The organism is Leclercia pneumoniae, assembly GCF_017348915.1.
In the GTDB taxonomy this organism is placed as follows: Bacteria; Pseudomonadota; Gammaproteobacteria; order Enterobacterales; family Enterobacteriaceae; genus Enterobacter; species Enterobacter pneumoniae.
The window spans coordinates 1039285-1063527 of the sequence record NZ_CP071383.1 but is presented as its reverse complement, the minus strand read 5'-3'; the positions used below and the strand labels follow the sequence as shown (position 1 = coordinate 1063527).

General features: G+C 56.7%; 24 protein-coding genes. 18 read left to right on the top strand and 6 right to left on the bottom strand.

What is annotated here, in order from left to right; genetic code table 11:
• Positions 1-80: 80 nt before the first annotated feature.
• Both malI and JZ655_RS04940 read left to right on the top strand, forming a co-directional pair.
• Entirely contained in the window at positions 81-1097 is a 1017-nt protein-coding gene (gene malI, locus JZ655_RS04945; protein WP_046884407.1) for a Mal regulon transcriptional regulator MalI, read from the top strand.
• 71 nt (positions 1098-1168) lie between these two features.
• Positions 1169-1693: a metal-dependent hydrolase gene (locus JZ655_RS04940; RefSeq protein WP_207293140.1), complete on the top strand. Its 525-nt coding sequence runs from the start codon at positions 1169-1171 to the stop codon at positions 1691-1693.
• A 90-nt stretch (positions 1694-1783) separates the two neighbouring features.
• On the opposite strand, the gene cysS is transcribed toward JZ655_RS04940, so the two are convergent.
• Positions 1784-3169, bottom strand: a complete 1386-nt coding sequence (cysS, locus tag JZ655_RS04935; protein ID WP_207293139.1) for a cysteine--tRNA ligase — start codon at positions 3167-3169, stop codon at positions 1784-1786.
• Between the two features lie 174 nt (positions 3170-3343).
• Here cysS and ppiB point away from each other — a divergent pair, with 174 nt between their 5' ends.
• From ppiB to mnmH, 7 genes are all read left to right on the top strand, one after another.
• Positions 3344-3838 (top strand): peptidylprolyl isomerase B, encoded by a 495-nt coding sequence (gene ppiB, locus JZ655_RS04930; protein ID WP_040076834.1) that lies wholly within the window; start codon positions 3344-3346, stop codon positions 3836-3838.
• 3 nt (positions 3839-3841) lie between these two features.
• Complete coding sequence (gene lpxH, locus JZ655_RS04925) at positions 3842-4564, top strand: UDP-2,3-diacylglucosamine diphosphatase (protein WP_046884409.1); 723 nt, start codon at positions 3842-3844, stop codon at positions 4562-4564.
• A 143-nt stretch (positions 4565-4707) separates the two neighbouring features.
• A complete protein-coding gene (locus tag JZ655_RS04920; protein ID WP_207293138.1) occupies positions 4708-4917 on the top strand; it encodes a YdgH/BhsA/McbA-like domain containing protein in 210 nt (69 codons plus the stop codon).
• 70 nt (positions 4918-4987) lie between these two features.
• Entirely contained in the window at positions 4988-5176 is a 189-nt protein-coding gene (locus tag JZ655_RS04915; protein ID WP_040076838.1) for a hypothetical protein, read from the top strand.
• Between the two features lie 173 nt (positions 5177-5349).
• Positions 5350-5859, top strand: a complete 510-nt coding sequence (gene purE, locus JZ655_RS04910) for a 5-(carboxyamino)imidazole ribonucleotide mutase (RefSeq protein WP_046884412.1) — start codon at positions 5350-5352, stop codon at positions 5857-5859.
• A complete protein-coding gene (purK, locus tag JZ655_RS04905) occupies positions 5856-6923 on the top strand; it encodes a 5-(carboxyamino)imidazole ribonucleotide synthase (RefSeq protein WP_207293137.1) in 1068 nt (355 codons plus the stop codon). The genes purE and purK overlap by 4 nt, the downstream gene beginning before the upstream one ends.
• Before the next feature lie 79 nt (positions 6924-7002).
• A complete protein-coding gene (mnmH, locus tag JZ655_RS04900) occupies positions 7003-8073 on the top strand; it encodes a tRNA 2-selenouridine(34) synthase MnmH (protein ID WP_207293136.1) in 1071 nt (356 codons plus the stop codon).
• 119 nt (positions 8074-8192) lie between these two features.
• On the opposite strand, the gene JZ655_RS04895 is transcribed toward mnmH, so the two are convergent.
• From JZ655_RS04895 to ybbA, 3 genes are all read right to left on the bottom strand, one after another.
• Entirely contained in the window at positions 8193-9338 is a 1146-nt protein-coding gene (locus JZ655_RS04895; protein ID WP_046884415.1) for a porin, read from the bottom strand.
• Between the two features lie 182 nt (positions 9339-9520).
• Positions 9521-11935 (bottom strand): putative ABC transporter permease subunit YbbP, encoded by a 2415-nt coding sequence (ybbP, locus tag JZ655_RS04890; protein WP_046884416.1) that lies wholly within the window; start codon positions 11933-11935, stop codon positions 9521-9523.
• A complete protein-coding gene (gene ybbA, locus JZ655_RS04885) occupies positions 11932-12618 on the bottom strand; it encodes a putative ABC transporter ATP-binding protein YbbA (protein ID WP_046884516.1) in 687 nt (228 codons plus the stop codon). The genes ybbP and ybbA overlap by 4 nt, the downstream gene beginning before the upstream one ends.
• Here ybbA and tesA point away from each other — a divergent pair.
• From tesA to JZ655_RS04860, 5 genes are all read left to right on the top strand, one after another.
• On the top strand, positions 12589-13212 hold the full coding sequence (tesA, locus tag JZ655_RS04880; RefSeq protein WP_040078576.1) for a multifunctional acyl-CoA thioesterase I/protease I/lysophospholipase L1: 624 nt from the start codon (positions 12589-12591) through the stop codon (positions 13210-13212). The two genes, ybbA and tesA, sit on opposite strands and share 30 nt — an antisense overlap.
• Positions 13202-14011: an SDR family oxidoreductase gene (locus JZ655_RS04875; RefSeq protein ID WP_154298746.1), complete on the top strand. Its 810-nt coding sequence runs from the start codon at positions 13202-13204 to the stop codon at positions 14009-14011. Before tesA ends, JZ655_RS04875 begins: the two co-directional genes overlap by 11 nt.
• A gap of 57 nt (positions 14012-14068) precedes the next feature.
• Positions 14069-14923: a co-chaperone YbbN gene (locus tag JZ655_RS04870; protein WP_207293135.1), complete on the top strand. Its 855-nt coding sequence runs from the start codon at positions 14069-14071 to the stop codon at positions 14921-14923.
• 168 nt (positions 14924-15091) lie between these two features.
• The gene (locus JZ655_RS04865) at positions 15092-16006 is read left to right on the top strand and encodes an SPFH domain-containing protein (protein ID WP_040076850.1); all 915 of its coding nucleotides are present in this window, start codon (positions 15092-15094) and stop codon (positions 16004-16006) included.
• On the top strand, positions 16003-16455 hold the full coding sequence (locus tag JZ655_RS04860; RefSeq protein WP_207293134.1) for an NfeD family protein: 453 nt from the start codon (positions 16003-16005) through the stop codon (positions 16453-16455). The genes JZ655_RS04865 and JZ655_RS04860 overlap by 4 nt, the downstream gene beginning before the upstream one ends.
• Here JZ655_RS04860 and cueR read toward each other — a convergent pair.
• Positions 16452-16862 carry a Cu(I)-responsive transcriptional regulator gene (gene cueR / locus JZ655_RS04855; RefSeq protein WP_207293133.1) on the bottom strand — a complete coding sequence of 137 codons (411 nt, stop codon included), beginning with the start codon at positions 16860-16862 and terminating at the stop codon, positions 16452-16454. The genes JZ655_RS04860 and cueR overlap by 4 nt on opposite strands.
• A gap of 107 nt (positions 16863-16969) precedes the next feature.
• Here cueR and copA point away from each other — a divergent pair, with 107 nt between their 5' ends.
• The 3 genes from copA to ybaK all read left to right on the top strand — a co-directional run bounded on the left by copA (position 16970) and on the right by ybaK (position 21034).
• Entirely contained in the window at positions 16970-19468 is a 2499-nt protein-coding gene (gene copA, locus JZ655_RS04850; protein WP_207293132.1) for a copper-exporting P-type ATPase CopA, read from the top strand.
• Between the two features lie 92 nt (positions 19469-19560).
• The gene (locus JZ655_RS04845) at positions 19561-20355 is read left to right on the top strand and encodes a TraB/GumN family protein (protein ID WP_207293131.1); all 795 of its coding nucleotides are present in this window, start codon (positions 19561-19563) and stop codon (positions 20353-20355) included.
• A gap of 199 nt (positions 20356-20554) precedes the next feature.
• Positions 20555-21034 carry a Cys-tRNA(Pro)/Cys-tRNA(Cys) deacylase YbaK gene (ybaK, locus tag JZ655_RS04840; RefSeq protein WP_207293130.1) on the top strand — a complete coding sequence of 160 codons (480 nt, stop codon included), beginning with the start codon at positions 20555-20557 and terminating at the stop codon, positions 21032-21034.
• Between the two features lie 40 nt (positions 21035-21074).
• Here ybaK and ushA read toward each other — a convergent pair whose 3' ends face one another.
• Positions 21075-22727, bottom strand: a complete 1653-nt coding sequence (gene ushA, locus JZ655_RS04835; RefSeq protein WP_040076856.1) for a bifunctional UDP-sugar hydrolase/5'-nucleotidase UshA — start codon at positions 22725-22727, stop codon at positions 21075-21077.
• Between the two features lie 163 nt (positions 22728-22890).
• On the opposite strand from ushA, the gene JZ655_RS04830 reads away from it, so the two are divergent.
• Positions 22891-24111, top strand: coding sequence for an MFS transporter (locus tag JZ655_RS04830; protein ID WP_207293129.1), 1221 nt, complete (start codon positions 22891-22893; stop codon positions 24109-24111).
• The last annotated feature ends 132 nt before the right edge of the window (positions 24112-24243 follow it).

The following is a 24243-nucleotide window of genomic DNA, read 5'->3' as shown; positions in this document are numbered from 1 at the left end:
ATGCCTGGCTGACACGTCTCCTGTAATCTGGGAGGCGTTGTCTGAACAGGCTGATAATGTGGAAATTTCAGGGAGCGAGTTTGAAGAAAGTCAGCATTATTGATGTTGCCAGAGAGGCAGGCGTTTCGGTATCCACCGTCTCGCTGGTGCTACGCCAGAAAGGGAAAATCTCAGAGGCAACGATTGAGAAAGTCCATGCTGCCATCAATACGCTCGGCTATGTTCATAATGTCGCCGCTGCTAACCTTCGCGCCAACACATCCAACCTGATCGGCCTGATTCTGCGTGATTTTAGCGACAGCTTTTCTATCAAAGTGATGGCAAGCGTCGTGCAAGAGCTGGAAAAACAGGGCTATATGGTCTTTCTTGGGCAGCCGCAAAACGATGGCGAACATCTTGAGCGCTGCCTGCTTTCATTTAAACAGCAGGGCGTGGCGGGGGTGATCTATTTATCTTCCGATACGCAGCATGCCCGTTTACCCGAACAGATTCGTCAATGCCCCCTTCCGCTGGTCGCCGTCTCGCAATCTTTTCTGGATGAACCCTGTAATCTGGTGCTGCGGGATAATCGCCAGGCGGCGAATCTTGCAACGCGTTACCTGATTGAGCGGGGACACCGTAATATTGCCTATATCGGCGGGCAGGAAAACTGCCTGATTCGCGAGCAGCGCCTGCTCGGTTTTCGCAGCGCCATGAGCCAGTATGGGCTAATTAATCGTGACGAGTTTGCCCCGGCCTGTAGCGACGACACCCGCGCCGCCGGGCTCGCCACCCGCCATTTGCTGGAAAAAAACAATACCATCACCGCCCTGCTCTGCCATTCGCCCGATGCGATGATTGGCTCGATCTCCGGCATTCATCAGGTGGGGCGCACGGTGGGCAAAGATGTCTTTCTGACTCAGCAGGTCGCCCTTGTCGGCTTTGAAGATATGCTGCACGTTAATCTCACCTCGCCGTCGTTTACCTATGTCTCCTCCGCCAGTGAAGAGACCGGACGTCAGGCCGCGGGCTTAATGATGCGCAAGCTGAAGGAGCCCGATCTGCAAACTCAGCGTATTACGCTCTCGGGCCAGCTCATTGCCCGGGAATCGGCCTGAATTCAGAATTCGTTTCGGTTGGCGGCGGGTAAAGCCTGCTATATTTCCATGATTTACCGTGGGAAATGACCATGCCAACGATTATCACTCATGCTGCTGTACCTCTCTGCCTGGGCTTAGGGCTCGGCACCCGCGTTATTCCTCCTCGTCTCCTGTTTGCCGGTGTGGTGCTGGCCACGCTGCCAGACGCCGACGTGCTCTCTTTTAAGTTCGGCGTGGCCTACGGCAATATTTTTGGTCATCGCGGCTTTACGCACTCCCTGCTGTTTGCATTTGTGGTTCCGCTACTCTGCGTCTGGGCGGGTCGACGATGGTTCAGGGCCGGGCTGATTCGCTGCTGGCTGTTTTTAACCGTATCGCTGCTATCGCACAGTCTGCTGGATTCGATCACGACCGGAGGCAAAGGGGTTGGCTGGCTGTGGCCCTGGTCGGATGAACGCTTTTTCGCCCCCTGGCAGGTGATTAAGGTCGCGCCGTTTGCGCTGTCGCGCTATACCACCCCGTACGGGCATCAGGTGATCATTTCGGAACTGCTGTGGGTGTGGCTGCCTGGGGTGGTGTTAATGGGGGTATTGTGGTGGAAGCGTGCGCGCTGAGGCCCTCACCCCGCCCTCTCCCCCAGGGAGAGGGAGAAAACCGGTCAATCCCCTCTCCCTGAGGGAGAGGGTTAGGGTGAGGGGGAGAACTTACTTACGACGCCAGGTCGTCCCCTGAGGACCATCTTCCAGAATGATACCCATCTCGGTCAGACGATTACGCGCTGCATCTGCTGCCGCCCAGTCTTTCGCCTGACGCGCTTCCAGACGAGCCGTAATCAACGCCTCGATCTCCGCCACTTCGCCGTCGTCCGCCTGCGCGCTACTCTGCAGGAAGGTTTCCGGCTCTTGCTCCAGCAGGCCAAGCACCGCGGAGAGCTTACGCAGATGGGCAGCCAGCGCATTCGCGGCCGCGGCATCTTCCGTTTTCAGGCGGTTTACTTCACGCGCCATATCGAACAGCACGGAGTAGGCTTCCGGGGTGTTGAAGTCGTCGTTCATCACCTCAACAAAGCGGGCTTCAAACGCCTCGCCGCCGGCCGGTGCGACAGATTTATCGGTACCGCGCAGCGCAGTATACAGACGCTCCAGCGCCGAACGAGCCTGCTTCAGGTTCTCTTCGCTGTAGTTCAGCTGGCTGCGGTAGTGGCCAGACATCAGGAAGTAGCGCACGGTCTCCGCGTCGTAATACTTCAGTACGTCGCGCACGGTGAAGAAGTTGCCCAGTGATTTGGACATCTTTTCACGATCGACCATCACCATCCCGGAGTGCATCCAGTAGTTCACGTAGTCGCCGCCGTGGGCGCAGGTGGACTGGGCAATTTCGTTCTCATGGTGCGGGAACATCAGATCCGATCCGCCGCCGTGGATATCAAAATGGTTACCCAGCTGTTTGCAGTTCATGGCGGAACACTCGATGTGCCATCCCGGACGGCCTTCGCCCCATGGCGACGGCCAGCTTGGTTCACCCGCTTTGGACATCTTCCACAGGACGAAGTCCATCGGATTACGCTTCACATCCACCACGTCCACGCGCGCACCGGCCTGCAGTTGCTCCAGATCCTGGCGAGAGAGCTGACCATATGCCGGGTCAGTCGGCACAGAGAACATCACGTCGCCGTTGTCAGCCACATAGGCATGACCGCGCTCGATCAGTTTCTCGGTGATCTCGATGATCTCGTGGATATGGTGGGTGGCGCGCGGCTCGTTGTCCGGGCGCAGGATATTCAGCGCATCAAAATCTTTGTGCATTTCGGCGATCATCCGATCGACCAGCGCGACAAAGTTCTCGCCGTTTTCATTAGCACGCTTAATGATTTTATCGTCAATGTCGGTGATGTTACGCACGTACTTCAGGTTGTAGCCCAAAAAACGCAGGTAACGCGAAACCACGTCAAACGCAACAAAGGTACGGCCATGTCCAATATGACAGAGATCGTAAACCGTAATACCACACACGTACATGCCGACTTCCCCGGCATGGATAGGCTTAAATTCCTCTTTTTGGCGCGTCATTGTATTAAAAATTTTTAACATCGAAGGTTCCATATGAGACGTGTGTGGATAGAAACTTTCTTATCATACCTATTATTCATCATCGAAGCAGCACACAATGCAAGGTGATCGCGTCCAGTGGTTATGCTATAACAAGCCCCTATATGTGGCCCGAACCGGGGTCGAAGCACTGCAATAACAGAACAGGATGCAAAAATGGTTACTTTCCACACTAATCATGGCGATATCGTAATCAAAACCTTTGATGACAAAGCGCCTGAAACAGTTAAAAACTTCCTGGACTACTGCCGCGAAGGTTTCTACAACAACACCATTTTCCACCGTGTGATCAACGGCTTTATGATCCAGGGCGGCGGTTTTGAACCTGGCATGCAGCAGAAAGAGACCAAAGAAGCGATCAAAAACGAAGCGAACAACGGTCTGAAAAACACCCGTGGTACGCTGGCGATGGCGCGTACTCAGGCTCCTCACTCTGCCACTGCTCAGTTCTTCATCAACGTAGCAGACAATGACTTCCTGAACTTCTCCGGTGAGAGCCTGCAAGGTTGGGGTTACTGCGTGTTCGCTGAAGTGGTAGAAGGGATGGACGTGGTTGATAAAATCAAAGCTGTCTCTACTGGCCGCAGCGGTATGCATCAGGACGTTCCAAAAGAAGACGTTGTGATTACAAGCGTGACCGTCAGCGAATAATTCGTGGCGACACTCTTTATTGCAGATCTCCATCTGCAAACAGAAGAACCGGCGATCACCGCCGGTTTTCTGCGTTTTTTACGCGGTGAAGCGAAAAGCGCCGATGCGCTTTATATTCTGGGTGACCTGTTCGAAGCCTGGATTGGCGACGACGATCCTAACCCGCTGCACCGCGAAATCGCTGCCGCCATCAGAGCGCTGGTCGATGCCGGTACGCCCTGCTTCTTTATCCACGGCAATCGTGATTTCCTGATTGGTCAACGCTTTGCCCGCGAAAGCGGTATGACCCTGCTGCCCGAAGAGCAAGTGCTGGACCTCTATGGCCGCAAGGTGCTGATCATGCACGGTGATACGCTGTGCACCGACGATACCGGGTACCTGGCGTTCCGCGCTAAAGTTCATACCCCCTGGATCCAGACCCTCTTCCTCGCCCTGCCGCTGTTTATCCGCAATCGCATCGCCGCCAAAATGCGTGCGGGCAGTAAAGCCGCTAACAGCAGCAAATCCATGACCATCATGGATGTGAACCCCCAGGCAGTTGTCCGCGTGATGGAAAAGCACCAGGTTCACTGGCTGATTCACGGCCATACCCATCGTCCTGACGTGCATAACCTTATGGTCCACGGCGAGCCAGCCCACCGTGTAGTATTAGGTGCCTGGCATACGGAAGGCTCGATGGTCAAAGTAACCCCGGACGGCGTCGAACTCATCGCGTTTCCGTTCTAAAATCCCCGCCTAAAAATCATTCAAATATTTTGAATTGCACGCGCAAATTGTTTTGATGTTAATCACACTCTGGTCGGCCTATCATTATTCACATCAGGGCAACAACGCCCTATCCCAAACAAAACAGCTTAAGGATCACGACCATGAAATCCATCAAAACTTTCGTTGCAGTTGCCGCTCTTTCACTGTTCTCTTTCGGTTCTTTTGCGCAGAGCGTGAGCACTACCGCCTCCACGATTGACCGTGCAGAAGCCAAAATCGCCGCTCAGGCCGCCCGCGAAGGTGCCTCTTATAAAATCACCAGCGCTCAGTTCGACAACCGCGTGCACATGACCGCAGAACTGACCAAATAATTAACCTGATTGCCGTGCCGCCAGAGAGATGCCCAGCGACAGCGACAATATGATGAGCAAGGAACAGAACATGAAAAAAATGACCCTCGTCAGCGCCCTGCTGCTGGCTGCTTCACTGTCATCTGGCGCTATGGCTGCAGAAAACCACTTCTCCATGCCGGAGGCGGGTTCCAATATGGACACGGTGATTCATGAGAATCATATCAATGTCAGCCACGCCTTCGATGAAGAGAGCCTGACCGCAGGTACTCTGCTGTAAATGAGCCTGAATTTATGACTAAAAAGACCGCCAAAAGGCGGTCTTTTTGTTGCTGCTTCCCCGCAATAAACGGGGAAGTTTTAGCCGCGCAACCGTTTTCCTTGCCTGTATTCCGTGCTATTCTCTATGCCCTCGAAAGCAGAGTGTTCCGCACCACAGGAGTTTTAAGACGCATGTCTTCCCGCAATAATCCGGCGCGTGTCGCCATCGTGATGGGGTCCAAAAGCGACTGGGCTACCATGCAGTTCGCCGCCGACATCTTTGACATCCTGAATGTTCCTCACCACGTAGAAGTGGTCTCCGCACACCGCACCCCCGATAAACTGTTTAGCTTCGCCGAAAGTGCAGAAGAGAACGGCTATCAGGTGATTATTGCCGGTGCGGGCGGTGCAGCACACCTGCCGGGTATGATTGCCGCCAAAACGCTGGTGCCGGTGCTTGGCGTACCGGTACAGAGCGCGGCGCTGAGCGGCGTCGATAGCCTCTACTCTATTGTGCAAATGCCGCGCGGTATTCCTGTCGGCACCCTGGCGATTGGTAAAGCTGGCGCGGCTAACGCTGCGCTACTGGCGGCGCAAATCCTGGCGACCCATGATAAAGACCTTCACCAGCGTCTGGATGCCTGGCGTAAAGCCCAGACAGACGAGGTGCTGGAAAACCCGGATCCGCGGGGTGCGGCATGAAGCAGGTTTGCGTCCTGGGTAACGGTCAGCTAGGCCGCATGCTGCGCCAGGCCGGTGAACCGCTGGGGATTGCCGTCTGGCCGGTTGGTCTGGATGCGGAACCCGAAGCGGTTCCCTTTCAGCAGAGCGTAATTACTGCCGAAATCGAACGCTGGCCAGAGACCGCGTTGACTCGCGAACTGGCGCGCCATAACGCCTTTGTAAACCGTGATGTCTTCCCCATCATTGCCGATCGTTTTACCCAGAAACAGCTGTTCGACAAGCTGCACCTCGCCACCGCGCCGTGGCAGTTGCTGGCCGATAAAGGCGAATGGCCCGCCATCTTTGCGACCCTTGGCGAACTGGCGATTGTTAAGCGCCGCGTCGGTGGTTACGACGGACGCGGCCAGTGGCGTTTACGCGCACACGAAACCGCCGAACTTCCGGACGACTGCTACGGTGAGTGCATCGTTGAACAGGGTATCAACTTCAGCGGCGAAGTCTCGCTGGTGGGCGCCCGGGCTCATGATGGCAGCACCGTCTTTTATCCGCTGACCCACAACCTGCATCAGGACGGCATCCTGCGTACCAGCGTCGCTTTCCCGCTGGCCAATGCCGAACAGCAAACGCAGGCAGAGAGCATGCTCAGCGCCATTATGCAGGAGCTGGGCTACGTGGGTGTGATGGCGATGGAGTGTTTTGTCACCCCTGGCGGCCTGCTGATCAACGAGCTGGCGCCCCGCGTCCACAACAGCGGCCACTGGACGCAAAACGGCGCCTCCATCAGCCAGTTTGAGTTGCACCTGCGCGCCATTACCGGCCTGCCGTTGCCGCAGCCGGTGGTCAATAGCCCGTCGGTGATGATCAACCTGATCGGCACCGATCTCAACGATGACTGGCTGAAACTGCCGCTGGTGCATCTGCACTGGTACGACAAAGAGGTGCGTCCGGGTCGTAAGGTGGGTCACCTCAACCTGAACGATACCGATACGGGCCGCCTGAGCGCCACGCTTGAAGCCCTGGTTCCGCTGCTGCCGGCAGAGTACGCCAGCGGTATCGCCTGGGCGCAGGCAAAGCTGCAGTAATCCCTTCCGCCGGGGAGTTGACCTTCCCCCTCCCCGGCGTACAATCCCGCCCATTGCTTTCGCTTCTCCTGGAATGATCATGAACAATGGAACGGATTACCGCGCCATTCTGGCTGCCGGAACGCCCCTGCTTGACGTACGCGCCCCTGTCGAATTTGCCCAGGGCAGTATGCCTACTGCCCTGAATCTGCCCTTGATGAATGATGATGAGCGCGCCGCGGTGGGCACCTGCTATAAACGTCAGGGCGCCGACGCCGCACTGGCGCTGGGCCATCGGCTGGTCAGTGGCGTAACCCGTGAAGCGCGTATTCACGCCTGGCGCGACGCCTGTCTGGCCCATTCTGAGGGCTACCTCTGCTGCGCTCGTGGTGGGCAGCGTTCACACATTGCGCAGGCATGGCTAAAAGAGACGGGCGTGGAGTATCCGCTGATTACCGGGGGCTACAAAGCGCTGCGTCAGGCCGCGATACAGGCTACCGACGAGCAGGTTAAAAAACCGCTGGTGCTGGTGGGCGGCTGTACGGGCAGCGGCAAAACGCTACTGGTGAAACAGCATCCTGACGGGATCGACCTGGAAGGGCTGGCGCGCCACCGCGGCTCCTCTTTTGGCCGTACGCTCAGGCCGCAGCTTTCACAGGCGAGCTTTGAAAACGCTCTTGCCGTTGCGTTACTGCAAAAGGCCGCACCGCGCTGGGTGCTGGAGGATGAGGGGCGGATGATTGGTTCAAATCATCTGCCTGAAAGCCTGCGTGAGCGCATGACTAACGCTCCCATTGCAATCGTAGAAGATCCCTTTGATGTTCGTCTGGATCGCCTGCGCGAGGAGTATTTTGTCCAGATGTGGCAGGCATTTCTCGGCGCATACGGGGAAGTGCGCGGCTGGCAGGAGTACAGTGACTATCTGCACCAGGGTCTGTACGCTATCCGCCGTCGCCTGGGTTTACAGCGCTTTGCTGAACTCACGGCCCTACTGGAAAGCGCGCTCATTGCGCAGCAGCGCACCGGCGGCACGGAGGCCCACGACGCCTGGCTTGCGCCGCTGCTCAATGACTATTACGACCCTATGTACCGCTATCAGCTTGAAAAGAAGGCTGACAACGTGGTCTTTCGGGGCACCTGGCACGACGTGGCCGCCTGGCTGGCGGCTTGATTTAGCGGCGATCGTAGTTGTCGGCGCGTTTTGCCAGCCACCGAATACTTACACAATCTCCCCCAGCCGCGACAGTGCCTCGCTGCTACCCCGGTGGCCAGGCCACCGGGGCACACAACTTAGAAGTCGTAACGCAGACGTACCAGGTTCATGTCGCCCAGGTCGTCGGTGCTGGAGGTGAACACGTGCTCGTAATCCACGCGGAAACCGTAATCCAGCTGGAAGCTAATCCCCACGCCGTTGTCGATGCGCTGGTAGTTGCGACCATTCATGTACTCGATACGATCGCCCATGAAGTAAGGCTGGATGGATTTCACCGCATACTGACCGATCGGGAATTTATAACCGGCAAAGTACTCAATACCCCAGGCATCACCCGCGAAGTAGTGGTTCACGTCGGTTTTCTTGGTGGTCATGAAGTTCTGATACCAGCCGCCGCCCAGGGAGAAGGTCCACTGTTCTGGCGTCCAGCTCAGCGCCGTACCCAGGATGTTCTGATCGTAGGCTTTGCTGTCGCCGTTGCCCGGGTTACGCATTTCTGCGCGGGTGTAGTTCCATGCCGCACCCCAGGTGAGGTCGGTGGTCAGGTTGTAATCCACGCCCAGCGAGCCGCCGCCTTTACGCTTATAACGCATGCCGTCGTTCGCCAGATAGGTGCTATCCGCAAACAGGTAAGAGGCATAAATATTGGCATCGCCGATGGTTTTCTTATATTTCAGCATTTTGCGTGAACGGTAAGAGCCATCGTAATCACCGTTAATACCGTTGCCCGATGCCTGGCCGATCATGTCGTAATCCCAGATATCGGTTTTCGCGCCCACCACATCGTAGTAAACACTGTTCTGCTGACCGAAGGTCAGGGTGCCCCAGGTGTCGCTCTTCAGACCGGTATAGAGCATACGACGCGAAGTATCGTGCGCGCCGTCAGCATAGTGGTTATCCCAGTTAAACTGAGCCGGAATATTCACGCCCAACTCGTAGTAGCTCACCCAACTGATGTCATCAAACAGGTAGTAATCTGCCGCGAAACGGAAACGGGTACCGCCATCAAAGCCGTTACGCTTGTAGCCGTTTTTACCGTCATCGCCGGTCATGTTCTGGAATTGCGGGCGGATACTGCCGCCTACGGTGAAGTTTAAACGGCTCAGCGGATTACCCGCCTGCGGATCTTGCTTCAGAACGGTAATCTCTGCCTGGGATGCGAAAGACGTCAATGCCACTGCCGCGCCGATGGCCACTGCCAGCGCTGTTTTATTTTTAGACATTATTATTCCTTGATAGACACTCTGCTATTTATTTAGCAGGCGAATATTAACCGGGATTTATCGCGCCGTGTTGTCCGGTTTTTAATGTTTTGTGCTGCTAACTATCAAGGAGTTATCTTTGTGTGCTACTAAAGAGGCACGTACCGGCATATCAACCGGTACGTGATGTTCACGAAGGGGAATTAACCGACAAACTGACGGAATAACGCTTTGCCTTTCAGCAAGCGCGCTCCCAGCCAGCCGCCGCAAAGCGAGAGGAGAACCGCACCGCAGACAGGCAGCGTGATCCACAGGCGCCAGTCCGGCTCCCACGGGAAGTCAAAGACCCGGGTCTGCAATAGTGCCAGCGCCGTTTCGGCACCAATGGCGGCCACCAGCCCGGAGACCATCCCCAGCAGCGCAAACTCACACCACAGCGTGGTGCGCAGCAGTGATTTGCCGGCACCCAAAGTGCGGTAGACCACCAGTTCCTGATGACGCTGGCGCATGCCCACCTGCACCTGAGCCAGCAGCAGCAACAGCCCGCAGATAGTGACCAGCACCACCATCACTTCCAGCGCGCGGCTTACCTGCTCCAGCACCTGCCCGACCTGTTTCAGGATCGCGCCGATATCCAGCAGACTGATAGTGGGGAATTCCCGGTTGAGCTGCGTGAGCATGCCATTGCCGTTTTCCCAGCGGAAGCTGGTCAGCCAGCTTTGCGGCTGTCCGTCCAGCGCTCCGGGCGGGAAGATAAAGAAGAAGTTAGGCCGCAGGCTCTCCCAGTCCACTTTACGCAGGCTGGTTACTTTCGCACTGAAATCCTGCGTATCGCCGGTAAAGGTCACCGTATCCCCGAGCTTGACGTTCAGACGTTTCGCCAGCCCCTCTTCCATCGACACTTCACCGGCCCCAGGCGGCCAGCTTCCCGCCGTGATCGGGTTGTGATCCGGACGTTTCTCCTGCCAGGTAAGGTTCAGTTCGCGGTTGAGCGCTTCGTCCTGGTTACCTTCGGTCGCCTTGCCGTCGATTTGCGTCAGACGCGCCCGCACAATGGGGTAGAAGGAGTCCGGGACAATCTGGTGCTCTGAGAGAAACGCCTTCAGGGGCGTGATCTGTTCCGGCGCAATGTTGATCAGGAAATAGTTCGGACTCTCAGGTGGAAGTTGCTGTTGCCAGCGATCCAGCAGATCGCCGCGCAGCACCAACAGCAGCGCCAGCAGCATAAACGAGAGCGAAAACGCGGAAAGCTGACTGAGCGTTGACCAGGGCTGACGCAGCAGGCGATTGATGGCCAGACGCACCGGCAGAGATTTAACGGTTAACCCTTTCAGCACGCTCAGCAGCATCCAGCCCAACAGACCACAGAGCAAGGCCAGCACAACTGCCCCCGCCAGCACCGCCCACAGCAGCATACTCCCGCCCATCAGCCAGGCGAGCAGCGCCACGACCACTGCCGTCATCACTGGCAGATAGATTTTCAACGGCCAGACGCGCGCCACCGCATCACGGCGCAGTACCCGCAGCGGCTGGGTGGCCAACAACAGCCGGTAGGGACGCAGCCCCACCAGCAGCGAGATCACCCCCATCGCTCCCATCGCCCAAAGCCATGGCCAGAGGCTGGCTGGCGGCAGCGCTGCAGGTAGCACCGGTTTGAGCAGCACCATCAGCACTTTTTCGAACAGCAGCCCCATAACACCGCCGGTGAGGGCTGACAAAGCCAATACCATCAGCCACTGACCGACAATCAGTTTACGCAGTTGCGCCCGACCCGCGCCGAGGGTTTTGAGGATTGCCACCAGATCGTAGCGGCTGCGGCAGTAGTGGCTCATCGCTACCGCCACCGCCGCCACCGCCAGCAGCAGGGTTAACAGCGCCGAGAGCAGCAGGAATTGTTGAGAGCGCTCCAGCGATTTGCCCAGCGCCCCCTCATCCTGCTCTAGCCCATACCAGCGATGTTCGGGCTTGAGCTGTGGCAGGAGCCATTTCTCATAGGACTCGAGTTGAGCCGGGGTACCGGCAAATTTATAGCGCCAGGTGACGCGGCTGCCGGGCTGCACGGCGCCGGTTTTTTCCACGTCGGCCGTGTTCATCAACAGGCGTGGAGCCATCTGAAAGGGGTTAAACCCGGAGTCGGGCTCCTGCACCACTTCACCTGCAATCCGGAGAGTGGCATCACCCACATCAATGCTATCGCCCGCTTTCAGGTTTAGCAGCGCCATCAAACGCGGTGCCAGCAGCACCGTCCCGGCGGCGGGCTTCATCCCCGGTGGCTGCGTCTGTAGCTCACCGTACATCGGGTAGCGATCGTCAACGGCTTTGACGCTGGCAAGCTGCGGGGTATCGGCGGCAAAGGTCATGGTCTGGAAGCTGAGCTGTTCGCTCACTTTCAACCCCTGCCGGCGGGCTTCATCAAGCCAGGCCTGCGGTACCTCGCGCGAGCTGCGCAACGCCCGATCCCCCGCCATAAATTCGCGGCTTTGCTGGCTCAGGCCTTTCTCCATGCGATCGCTGACGCTCCCCAGCGCCAGTACGCAGGCCACCGCTAAGCTTAGCGCCATCCAGACTATCAGTAGCGAGGGGGAGCGCCATTCGCGCCAGAACCAGCGGGCAATCATGCTTCCTCCTGCAGTACGCCATTCACCAGACGCAGACGGCGATCGCAGCGGGCCGCCAGTTGAGGATCATGGGTCACCAGAATCAGCGTGGTACCGTGCTCACGGTTCAGGGAGAAGAGCAGATCGGCAATTTTATCACCGGTCTGGCGATCGAGGTTGCCGGTGGGTTCATCGGCAAAGAGCACCTCCGGACGACCGTTAAAGGCGCGGGCCAGCGCCACGCGCTGCTGCTCGCCGCCGGAGAGCTGCGCCGGGAGGTGATCAAGGCGCTTGCCCAAACCCAGCTGTTCCAGTAAGGCTTTGGCGCTACGCCGGCTCTGGCTGCTGTTCTCGCCGCGCAGCAACCCTGGCAGTTCGACGTTTTCCAGTGCATTAAGCGTCGGGATCAACATAAATGACTGAAAGACAAAGCCAATATGTTTTGCCCGCAGCGCTGCACGCGCCTCTTCATCCATGCTGTGCAGCGGCTGGCCCACCAGCTTCACCTCACCGCTGCTGCCATCATCCAGCCCGGCGAGGATCGCCAGCAGCGTGGATTTACCGGAACCGGATTCGCCAATCAGCGCGATGCTCTGCGCGCGTTTGACAATGAGTTCAACTCCGGTAAGGATGGAAAGCTCGTGCTCACCCTGACCCACGGACTTCTTAAGATGATGAACTTCAACAATGTTTTCCGCTGGCATTTGCCCTTCCTGTTTCTGATTCTGATGACATTCCGCGCCGCGGCGGCGGACACGTTATTAATTTTGGGCGACAGCCTGAGCGCGGGCTACCGGATGGCGGCGAATGCCGCCTGGCCCGCGCTTCTTAATGATAAATGGCAGACGCAAACTTCGGTGATCAACGGCAGTATCAGCGGCGATACCTCGCAGCAGGGGCTTGCCCGACTGCCCGCTCTGCTGAAACAACATCAGCCGCGCTGGGTACTGGTGGAACTGGGCGGCAACGACGGCCTGCGCGGTTTTCAGCCGCAGCAAACCGAGCAGACGCTGCGTAAAATTTTGCAGGATATCCGCGCCGCCAACGCGCAGCCGCTGTTAATGCAAATTCGCCTGCCCGCAAACTATGGACGTCGCTATAATGAGTCCTTCAGCGCGATCTATCCTCGTCTTGCCAAAGAGTTTGATATTCCTCTCCTGCCCTTTTTCATGGAAGAGGTTTATCTGAAACCACAATGGATGCAGGACGATGGTATCCATCCTAATCGCGATGCTCAGCCGTTTATTGCCGACTGGATGGCAACACGGCTGGCTCCTTTAGTTAAACATGACTCGTAATTCAGCGGAGATCCTGACAGGTAAAGTTATGCAAAAATCGGTCTTAATTACAGGATGTTCCAGCGGAATTGGTCTTGAGAGCGCCCTTGAGTTGAAGCGCCAGGGGTTTTGGGTGTTAGCCGCCTGTCGAAAACCGGAAGATGTCGAACGGATGAACGGCAAAGGGCTTACCGGCGTGCTGCTGGATCTGGACAGCCCGGAAAGTATCGACCACGCGGCCGAAGAGGTGATTGCCCTGACCAACGGCAAGCTATACGGCTTGTTCAATAATGCCGGATTTGGCCTCTATGGCGCGCTGCAGACCATCTCTCGCGAGCAACTCGAGCAGCAGTTTTCTGCCAACTTTTTCGGCGCGCATCAGTTAACCATGAAATTGCTGCCCGCCATGCTCCCTCACGGAGAGGGACGCATTGTGATGACCTCGTCGGTCATGGGACTTATTTCAACGCCGGGCCGTGGCGCCTATGCTGCCAGTAAATACGCCCTTGAAGCCTGGTCTGATGCGCTGCGCATGGAGCTGCGTCACAGCGGTATCAAAGTGAGCCTGATTGAGCCAGGCCCAATCCGCACCCGCTTTACCGAAAATGTGAATCAGACCCAGTCGGATAATCCGGTGGAAAATCCCGGCATCGCCGCACGTTTTACCCTCGGTCCGGAGGCGGTTGTCGCCAAAGTGCGCCATGCTTTTGAGAGCAATCGTCCAAAGATGCGCTATCCGGTCACGCTGGTGACCCATGCCGTTATCCTGCTGAAACGGCTGTTGCCTGGCCGGATAATGGACAAATTTTTACAGGGCTGAGTTGAAGCTAACCGCCCCGCCCCCATGTAAATAAAAACGCATAAAAGAGAAGGCCGCATGTCAGTTCAGAATATCGTTAACATTACCGAAGCGAACCTGCATCAGACCCTTGAACAGTCGATGGCGAAGCCCGTGCTGTTCTACTTCTGGTCTGAGCGTAGCCAGCACTGCCTGGAACTCACCCCGGTGCTCGAAAAACTGGCCGCCCAGTATAACGGCCAGTTTATTCTGGCGAAGGTGGATTGCGACGCCGAACAGATGGTCGCCTCCCAGTTTGGCCTGCGCGCCATTCCTACGGTGTACCTGTTCCAGAATGGCCAGCCCGTCGATGGTTTCCAGGGCCCACAGCCGGAAGAGGCCATCCGCGCCCTGCTGGAAAAAGTACTGCCTCGCGAAGATGAGTTAAAGGCGCAAGAGGCGCTGGCGCTGATTCAGGAAGGGAAGCACAACGAGGCGCTGCCGCTGCTAAAAGAGGCGTGGCAGTTGTCGAACCAGGATAGCCAGATTGGCCTGTTGCTGGCTGAAACCCAGCTGGTGCTGAACCGCCCGGACGATGCCGAAGCGGTGCTGAAAACCGTGCCGATGCAGGATCAAGATACCCGCTATCAGGGGCTGGTCGCCCAGATTGACCTGCTGAAGCAGGCGGCAGACACCCCAGAAATTCAGCAGCTGCAACAGCAAGTCGCCGATAACCCTAACGATGCCGCACTGGCCAGCCAGCTGGCGCTGCAACTGCATCAGGTTGGCCGCAATGAAGAGGCGCTGGAGCTGCTGTTTGGTCACCTGAAAACGGATCTGGCTGCCGCTGACGGCCAGGCGCGCAAGATGTTCCAGGAGATCCTGGCTGCGCTGGGTACCGGTGATGCGCTGGCGTCGAAATATCGTCGTCAGTTGTATGCGCTGCTGTACTGATCCGCATCTCCTTCCTGTCGCCCCGCGCCGTTAGCGGGGCTTTTTTATATCTGAATCTTGCTTTGCCCTCGCTTTCAGGGCGAATTCTCCTGTGATAGCCGATATACTCATGAGCAACAAACGAACAGTTGTTCTCGAAACATGGAAGGCAAAACAGGAGGTTTCTTTATGCTTATCGTTATACCCGTCTTGATCTTTGTGGTGCTGGTCGTTGTCGGCGCCGGGGTCAAAATCGTCCCTCAGGGCTATCAGTGGACCGTCGAACGTTTTGGGCGTTACACCACGACGTTGCAGCCCGGCCTGAGTCTTATTGTTCCGTTTATGGACAGAATTGGCCGCAAGATCAACATGATGGAACAAGTTCTTGATATCCCCTCTCAGGAGGTCATCTCCCGGGATAACGCCAACGTCACCATTGACGCCGTCTGCTTTATTCAGGTGATTGACGCGCCGAAGGCGGCCTATGAGGTCAGCAACCTGGAGCTGGCGATCATCAATTTAACCATGACCAATATTCGTACCGTGCTGGGGTCGATGGAGCTGGATGAGATGCTCTCCCAGCGCGACAGCATCAATACTCGCCTGCTGCATATTGTGGATGAAGCCACGAACCCCTGGGGCATTAAGGTTACGCGTATCGAAATTCGCGACGTACGCCCGCCGGCAGAACTGATCTCCTCCATGAACGCGCAGATGAAAGCCGAGCGAACCAAGCGCGCCTATATTCTTGAGGCCGAAGGGGTGCGTCAGGCTGAAATCCTTAAGGCCGAGGGGGAGAAGCAGTCGCAAATCCTGAAAGCCGAGGGGGAACGTCAGTCTGCCTTCTTACAAGCTGAAGCGCGCGAACGTTCCGCAGAAGCAGAAGCCCGGGCAACGCAGATGGTCTCTGAGGCGATTGCCGCCGGGGATATTCAGGCGATTAACTACTTTGTAGCGCAAAAATACACTGAGGCGCTGCAGAACATCGGTGCCGCGAACAACAGCAAAGTGGTGATGATGCCTCTGGATGCCAGCAGCCTGATGGGCTCGATTGGCGGTATTGCCGAGCTCATTAAAGAGAGCGGTAACGAGCGCAAATCATGATCGCGCTGATCCTCGCCCATCCGCATGTTTTTTGGCTCAGCCTCGGCGGCCTGCTTCTGGCGGCCGAGATGCTTGGCGGCAACGGGTATTTGCTCTGGAGCGGCGTGGCGGCAGTGGTCACCGGACTGGCGGTGTGGCTTATGCCGTTCGGCTGGGAGTGGCAGGGCATCCTGTTCGCGGCGCTGACCCTGCTGGCTGCCTGGCTGTGGTGGCGCTGGCTGTCGCGTCAGGTGCGGGAACAAAAACCGGCCGATGCAACGCTCAATCAGCGTGGTCAACAGCTGGTGGGTAAACGCTTTACCCTCGAGACCGCCCTGGTAAACGGGCGCGGCCATATGCGGGTTGGCGACAGCTCCTGGCCAGTGCTGGCCGACGAGGACCTCCAGGCAGGAACCCGGGTTGAGGTGGTGGCGGTCGAAGGAATCACCCTGCGTGTGAGATCCTGTTAAGCCCCCGACTTACGATGGCAGCAGCCGGAAAGATTGTCGATGATCGGACAATCGGCGCTGTCATCACCCGGGCAGGCTTCGGCCAGCGCCAGCAGCTGCGTCCGCATCGCCTGCAGTTCGACAATATGGCGTTCTATTTCCGCCACCTTCTCCAGGGTTCTGCGTTTCACATCCGCGCTGTGTCGCTCGGGATCGTTAAACAGCATCACCAGATTGCCGCACTCCTCCAGGTTAAATCCCACCTGCCGGGCCTGGCGCAGCAGCGTAAGCTCATCGAGATGTTTTTGCGTATAACTGCGGTAACCATTTTCACTGCGCAGCGGCGGTGTCACCAGCCCCTTCTCTTCATAAAAGCGAATCGCTTTGCTGGTTAAACCGGTTTTTTTTGCCACATCACTGATATTCACCTTTCCCCCTTGACCTTCCCCTTGATGGAAGGTTTAACCTTCATAATAGTTAGCAGAGAACAGTATGACGGTTATTATCTGACCGGGTCATTATAAAGGAGTTTACTATGTCTCACACCATCGACCTGACACTGGACGGCCTCTCCTGCGGCCACTGTGTCAAACGCGTTAAAGAGAGTCTGGAGCAACGCGCCGACGTGGAAACGGCGGACGTCACTATCGATCACGCCGCCGTCACCGGCAGCGCCAGCGCGGAAGCCCTGATCGATACCATCAAACAAGCCGGCTACGGGGCGGAGTTAAGCCACCCAAAGGCTGATCCGCTGACAGCGTCATCAATCCCGTCGGAAGCACTGACAGCGGCCCCCTCTGAGCTTCCGGCAGCCGATGACATTGACGACAGCCAGCAGCTGTTGATCAACGGCATGAGCTGCGCCAGCTGCGTATCCCGGGTACAGAGTGCACTGCAAACGGTGCCGGGGGTAGTACAGGCACGGGTCAACCTGGCGGAGCGCACTGCCCTTGTGATGGGCAACGCCTCCGCCGCTGATTTAGTGCAGGCTGTCGAAAAAGCAGGCTACGGCGCGGAGGCGATTGAAGACGATGCCGAACGCCGCGCCCGCCAGCAAGAGACCGCCGTTGCCACCATGAAACGCTTCCGCTGGCAGGCGATAGTCGCGCTGCTGGTGGGGATCCCGGTCATGGGCTGGGGGATGCTCGGCGACAACATGATGGTCACCGCCGAAAACCGCAGTCTGTGGCTGGCCATTGGCCTGCTTACCCTGGGGGTGATGGTCTTTGCCGGGGGCCACTTCTATACCAGCGCCTGGAAGAGCCTGAAGAACCGCACCGCTACCATGGATACGCTGGTGGCGCTGGGTACGGGCGCGGCATGGCTCTACTCCATGAGCGTCAACCTCTGGCCTCAGTGGTTCCCGATGGAAGCCCGCCATCTTTATTACGAAGCCAGCGCGATGATCATTGGTTTGATCAATCTTGGCCATATGCTGGAGGCGCGCGCGCGTCAGCGCTCCTCGAAAGCGCTGGAGCGGTTACTGGATCTGACGCCCCCTACCGCACGTGTCATCACGGAAGAGGGTGAAAAGAGCCTCTCACTGGCGGATGTCCAGCCTGGCATGATTCTGCGTCTGACCACCGGCGACCGCGTTCCGGTCGATGGGGAGATCACCGAAGGTGAAGCCTGGTTCGATGAAGCGATGCTGACCGGTGAGCCTGTCCCGCAGCAAAAGAGCGGCGGTGAAAACGTGCACGCCGGCACCCTGGCACAGGACGGCAGCGTGCTGTTCCGTGCCAGCGCGGTGGGAAGCCATACCACACTGTCGCGGATTATCCGTATGGTGCGCCAGGCACAAAGCAGCAAGCCTGAAATCGGTCAGCTGGCCGATCGCATCTCCGCCATTTTTGTCCCCGTGGTCGTACTGATTGCGCTGTTCAGCGCTGGGATCTGGTATCTCTTTGGCCCGGCACCGCAGATTGTTTACACCCTGGTGATCGCCACCACGGTGCTGATTATCGCCTGTCCGTGCGCCCTGGGGCTGGCAACGCCCATGTCGATTATCTCAGGCGTAGGCCGTGCCGCGGAATTTGGTGTGCTGGTGCGCGATGCCGATGCTCTGCAACGCGCCAGTACTTTGGATACGCTGGTCTTTGATAAAACCGGCACCCTGACAGAAGGCAAACCGCAGGTGGTTGCCGTCAAGACGATAGGCATTGAGGCCGATGATGCGCTGCGCCTCGCCGCTGCGCTGGAGCAGGGCTCAAGCCATCCGCTGGCCCGCGCCATCATCGAAAAAGCCGGAGAGGCGAACTTGCCGCAGGTGGTCAATTTCCGCACCCTGCGCGGCCTGGGCGTTAGCGGCGAAGCAGACCAGCGTCCCCTGCTGCTGGGGAACGAAGCGCTGTTGAATGAGAACGGCATTGATACCGCCGCGATGGCCGATGAGCTGAACGCGCAGGCATCACAAGGGGCTACGCCGGTGCTGCTGGCCGTGGAGGGTAAAGTGGCTGCGCTGTTCGCCATTCGCGATCCGCTGCGCCAGGATAGCGTAGAGGCACTGCAAAGACTCCACCGCGCCGGGTATCGGCTGGTGATGCTGACCGGTGACAATCCCACCACCGCGGCAGCCATTGCAAAAGAGGCGGGTATTGATGAAGTTATTGCCGGGGTGCTGCCGGATGGCAAAGCCGACGCCATTAAAAATCTGCAGCGCCAGGGGCGCCAGGTGGCCATGGTGGGCGATGGCATTAACGATGCCCCGGCGCTGGCCCAGGCAGAGGTGGGGATTGCCATGGGCAGCGGTAGCGATGTAGCAATTGAAACCGCCGCCATCACCCTGATGCGTCATAGCCTGACGGGCGTAGCGGACGCGCTGGCCATTGCAAAGGCGACGTTGCGCAACATGAAGCAAAACCTGATGGGGGCCTTCGTCTATAACGCGCTGGGCATACCAATTGCGGCGGGGATTTTATGGCCGCTAACCGGGACTCTGCTTAATCCGGTCGTGGCCGGAGCGGCAATGGCGCTCTCTTCCATTACCGTGGTGAGTAACGCGAACCGTTTGCTGCGCTTCAAACCTAAAGCCTGACGTAACAGCCCTTCCCGCCTGCCGGGAGGGGCTAAAATTTGCACCTTTCCCTGCTGCGCGCTAGCATGAACCTTTCGCTACAGGGAGCGCGTATGAGTCTGTTTAGCCGTATAAAATCTGCATTGAGCGCGCACTTCCCACGCCGTTATCCCTGGCCGGGGCTGGATATCGTACTGCCCGGCGGGCAACATCTGCACCTGGTAGGCAGTATTCATATGGGCACGCAAGATATGTCGCCGCTACCTGCCGGACTGATCCGCCTGGTGCAAAAAGCCGATGCGTTAATCGTTGAAGCCGATATTTCGGGCAACGACTCACCCTTCGCCGATCTGGCGATCCCCCCTCCTCTGGCGGAACGCCTCAGCCCTGAACAGCTCACCGAGCTGGAACGGCTGGCCAGCGAGCTGAGCTTACCGCTGTCGATGCTCGAAACTCAGCCGTTGTGGCAAATTGCCATGGTATTGCAGGCCACACAGGCGCAGCGTCTGGGGCTTCGGGGCGATTACGGCATTGATTATCAGTTGCTGCATCTGGCGCGTGAACGCGCCATTCCGGTGATAGAGCTGGAAGGGGCTGACAGCCAGATAGCGTTGCTGCGTCAGTTGCCGAATGACGGAATACTGTTGCTGGAAGATACGCTGACCCACTGGCACACCAACGCCCGGCTGCTACAGACGATGATTAGCTGGTGGCTGGATGCGCCGCCCGCCGCCAGCCTGCAGGCGCTGCCAGCCACCTTTAGTGAATCGCTCTACGACGTATTAATGCACGCCCGAAACCAGGCCTGGTGTGAGAAGCTCCACGCCCTACCGCCGGGACGTTATGTCGTGGCCGTGGGAGCGCTGCATTTGTATGGCGAGGGAAATTTGCCCGCATTGCTGCGTTAAAAAAATGGCCAATATCGCTATTGGCCCGTCAAAGAGGAATTTCATTATTTTAGTTATGCCGGAGGAAGCCTCCGGATCTCTCGATTGTCGCTCAAAGTGCCCATCACTGCCAACACTATTGCGCAAGATGGTGCTATTTTTTAAGCAACATCCGGACGTATGCTGAGCACATACACTGTCTTTGGTAAGAAGGATTGTTATGACACCCGCCGTTAAATTACTCGAAAAAAACAAGGTTTGTTTCCGCATCCACGCCTACGATCATGACCCTAACGAAACGAACTTCGGCGATGAAGTCGTGCAAAAACTTGGGCTCAATGCCGATCAGGTTTATAAGACGCTATTAGTGGCGATTAATGGCGATATGAAGCACCTGGCGGTGGCGGTTACCCCGGTGGCCGGGCAGTTAGATTTAAAAAAGGTGGCAAAGGCGCTGGGGGCGAAGAAAGTGGATATGGCTGACCCGATGGTTGCGCAACGTATCACGGGTTACCTGGTGGGGGGGATAAGCCCGCTGGGGCAGAAAAAACGCCTGCCAACGGTCATTGATGCCCCGGCACAGACGTTTGACACTATCTATATTTCTGGTGGCAAACGCGGCCTGGATATTGAGCTGGCCGCGGCAGATCTGGCGAAAATGCTGGATGCGCAGTTTGCAGATATCGCTCGCCGGGATTAAACGCCGTACCGGCCTGCTGCCAGGCCGGTACTGTGAATCGTTACTGCCAGCTCACTTCACCTTTCGGTTCATAGCTATTCACATCCAGGGGTGAATTCTGCTGGATATATTGCTTCAGCACTTCAGCATCAATAAAGCCAGTATTCACATACCCCGGTTTCTCATCCAGACGCGGATAACCATCGCCGCCGGTGGCGTTAAAACTCAGGGTTGCCATGCGATAGGTTTTTGCCGGATCGACGGGCTCGCCTTTGATCTTCAGATCGTTGAGCACACCCTCTTTTGCCACAAAGCTGACATTGGCAAATTGAGGATAGGCACCGGAATCGGGTTTCATCTTCGCTACGGCGGTAAGATATTCGGTCACCTCTTTACCGGTCATGTCGGCATAGACCACCAGGTTGCCAAATGGCTGTACCTTCAGCACATCTTTGTAGGTGATGTCGCCCCCTTCGATAGAGTCACGTACCCCACCACCGCTCATCACCGCAAAATCGGCATTGGTGCGCGCCATCTGCGCCGCCAGGATCAGATGCCCCATATTGGTCTGCACAAAGCGTACCTTGCTGCGATCGCCCTCAAGACGGCCATTGAGCGTACCAATTTTTACCTCCAGCTGCGCTTTGCCTTTATTCTGGAAAGGGGTGAGCATGGAGAGCATCTGCTGGTTTTCGGCAATTTCGGGGGTGAAGAGCACACGCTCACTCTCACCGTTGTCATAGGTCACTTTCTTCTTCAGATTGACCGGAATCAATTGATAACGGACCATCTTCATTTCGCCATTGCGGAATTCAAAATCGGCGCGGCCGACATATTTGCCCCACTCATGCGCCTGTACAATCCAGATCCCGTTCTGCTGATCGGGAGCGCACGGCGTCCCTGGCACGTAATCAACCTGTTTTTTGTTTTCAGAGGCCATGCACACCGGATCTTGAGAGTGACCACCCACAATCATTGCCAGCGAGCCGGCAGGCAGGCTGCGCGCCATCTCCACATCGCCCGGCGCATTAGAACCGTGTTCACCATTATCGTAATGGCCCATATGGGTGGTAGCGATCAGGACATCCGGTTTTTCGTTCTGTTGTAACTCCTGGATGACCAGTTTCGCCTCTTCAGCAGGTTTGCGAAATTCGATGTCGGTAAAGAATTCCGGATTACCGATTTTCGCCGTATCGTCTGTCGTCAGACCAATCACCGCGATTTTAATATCCTGACGTTTAAAGATGGCCCACGGCTTAAATAAACGTTCGCCGGTGCTTTTCTGATAAATATTGGCAGAGAGGAACGGGAATTTGGCCCATTTTTCCTGCTGACGTAATACCGTAAGCGGATTATCGAATTCATGGTTACCCACGGCCATCGCGTCATAGCCGATTAAATTCATGCCACGGAAATCAGGCTCCGCATCCTGCAAATCTGACTCCGGTACCCCGGTATTGATATCGCCGCCGGAAAGCAGTAATACGCTGCCGCCCTCGGCTGCCACCTCTTTACGAATGCCGTCGACCAGCGTTTTTTGCGCGGACAGACCGTATTCGCCGTATTCGCTGCGCCAGAAGTGACCGTGGTGATCGTTGGTGTGTAGGATGGTGATTTTGTAAGTTTTATCTTTTTCATATGCCTGGGCAGGCAGGCTTGCCACGCTCCCGGCCACCAGCAACGCCAACGCGACGCCTCGCTTCACAAACTTCATATTCTCTCTCCCTGACCTTTAGACAAACGCAAAAATTACAATGAGTAATCAGAATAGACAAATAAGTTTTCAGAATTGCGACTTCCTTCAAATGTCGCTGAAAGGTATGTTAGTTGAATAATAATTACACCCTGCATTTCTAATAACATCCGACGTGGTATTTATGGCAATCAGTGAAACAACCCAGCCGGCCTCCGGCGCTCCGCCATCGTCATCGAAGGCGCGCACTTCTTTTGGCATTCTCGGTGCCATCAGCCTCTCGCATCTGCTTAACGATATGATTCAGTCGCTGATTCTGGCGATCTATCCGCTGCTGCAGAGCGAATTCTCACTCACTTTCGTGCAGATAGGCATGATTACCCTCACCTTCCAGCTGGCCTCATCGCTGTTGCAGCCGGTGGTGGGTTACTGGACAGATAAGTATCCGATGCCCTGGTCGCTACCGATTGGCATGTGCTTTACCCTAAGCGGGCTGGTTCTGCTGGCGATGGCGGGCAGCTTTGAAGCCGTGCTGGTCGCGGCGGCGCTAGTGGGTACGGGCTCTTCCGTATTTCATCCTGAGTCATCGCGCGTGGCGCGGATGGCCTCCGGTGGCCGTCACGGTCTGGCGCAATCCTTATTCCAGGTGGGCGGTAACTTTGGGAGCTCACTGGGGCCACTGCTGGCAGCAGTAATTATCGCCCCTTACGGTAAAGGGAATGTCGCGTGGTTTGTGTTGGCAGCGCTGCTGGCCATCGTGGTCCTGGCGCAAATCAGCCGCTGGTATGCTGCTCAACATCGTGTCAACAAGGGCAAACCTAAGGCACCTGTAGTTAATCCGCTGCCCCGGGATAAGGTGATCCTGGCCATCAGCATTCTGTTAATGCTGATTTTCTCGAAATACTTCTATATGGCCAGCATTAGCAGCTATTACACCTTTTATTTGATGGAAAAATTTGGCTTATCGGTGCAGAACGCCCAGTTCCACCTGTTTGCGTTCTTGTTTGCAGTTGCTGCCGGGACCTTTATTGGCGGGCCACTGGGCGACAAGATTGGGCGTAAATATGTGATTTGGGGCTCTATCCTTGGCGTTGCCCCTTTCACCCTTGTTTTACCCTATGCCAGCCTCTGGTGGACGGGCGTTTTAACGGTGATAATTGGTTTTATCCTCGCTTCGGCATTTTCCGCCATTCTGGTTTACGCTCAGGAGCTACTTCCGGGCCGTATCGGTATGGTTTCAGGGCTCTTTTTCGGCTTTGCCTTCGGCATGGGAGGCCTTGGGGCAGCGGTTCTGGGGCTGATTGCCGACCATACCAGTATCTTTTTGGTCTACAAAATATGCGCTTTCCTGCCTCTTCTGGGGATGTTGACCATATTCCTGCCTGATAACCGGCAAAAAGACTGATTTACCCGCGGCCAAACTCAAACTTTGGCCGCCTCCTCCCCTTATGGCACAAGCCTCTCCTCTCTCTCCTCGGGTTAATTTGTCCGAATCTGCTTTTTTTCACGCTTATTGCTCTTTTATTCAAATTTCAAC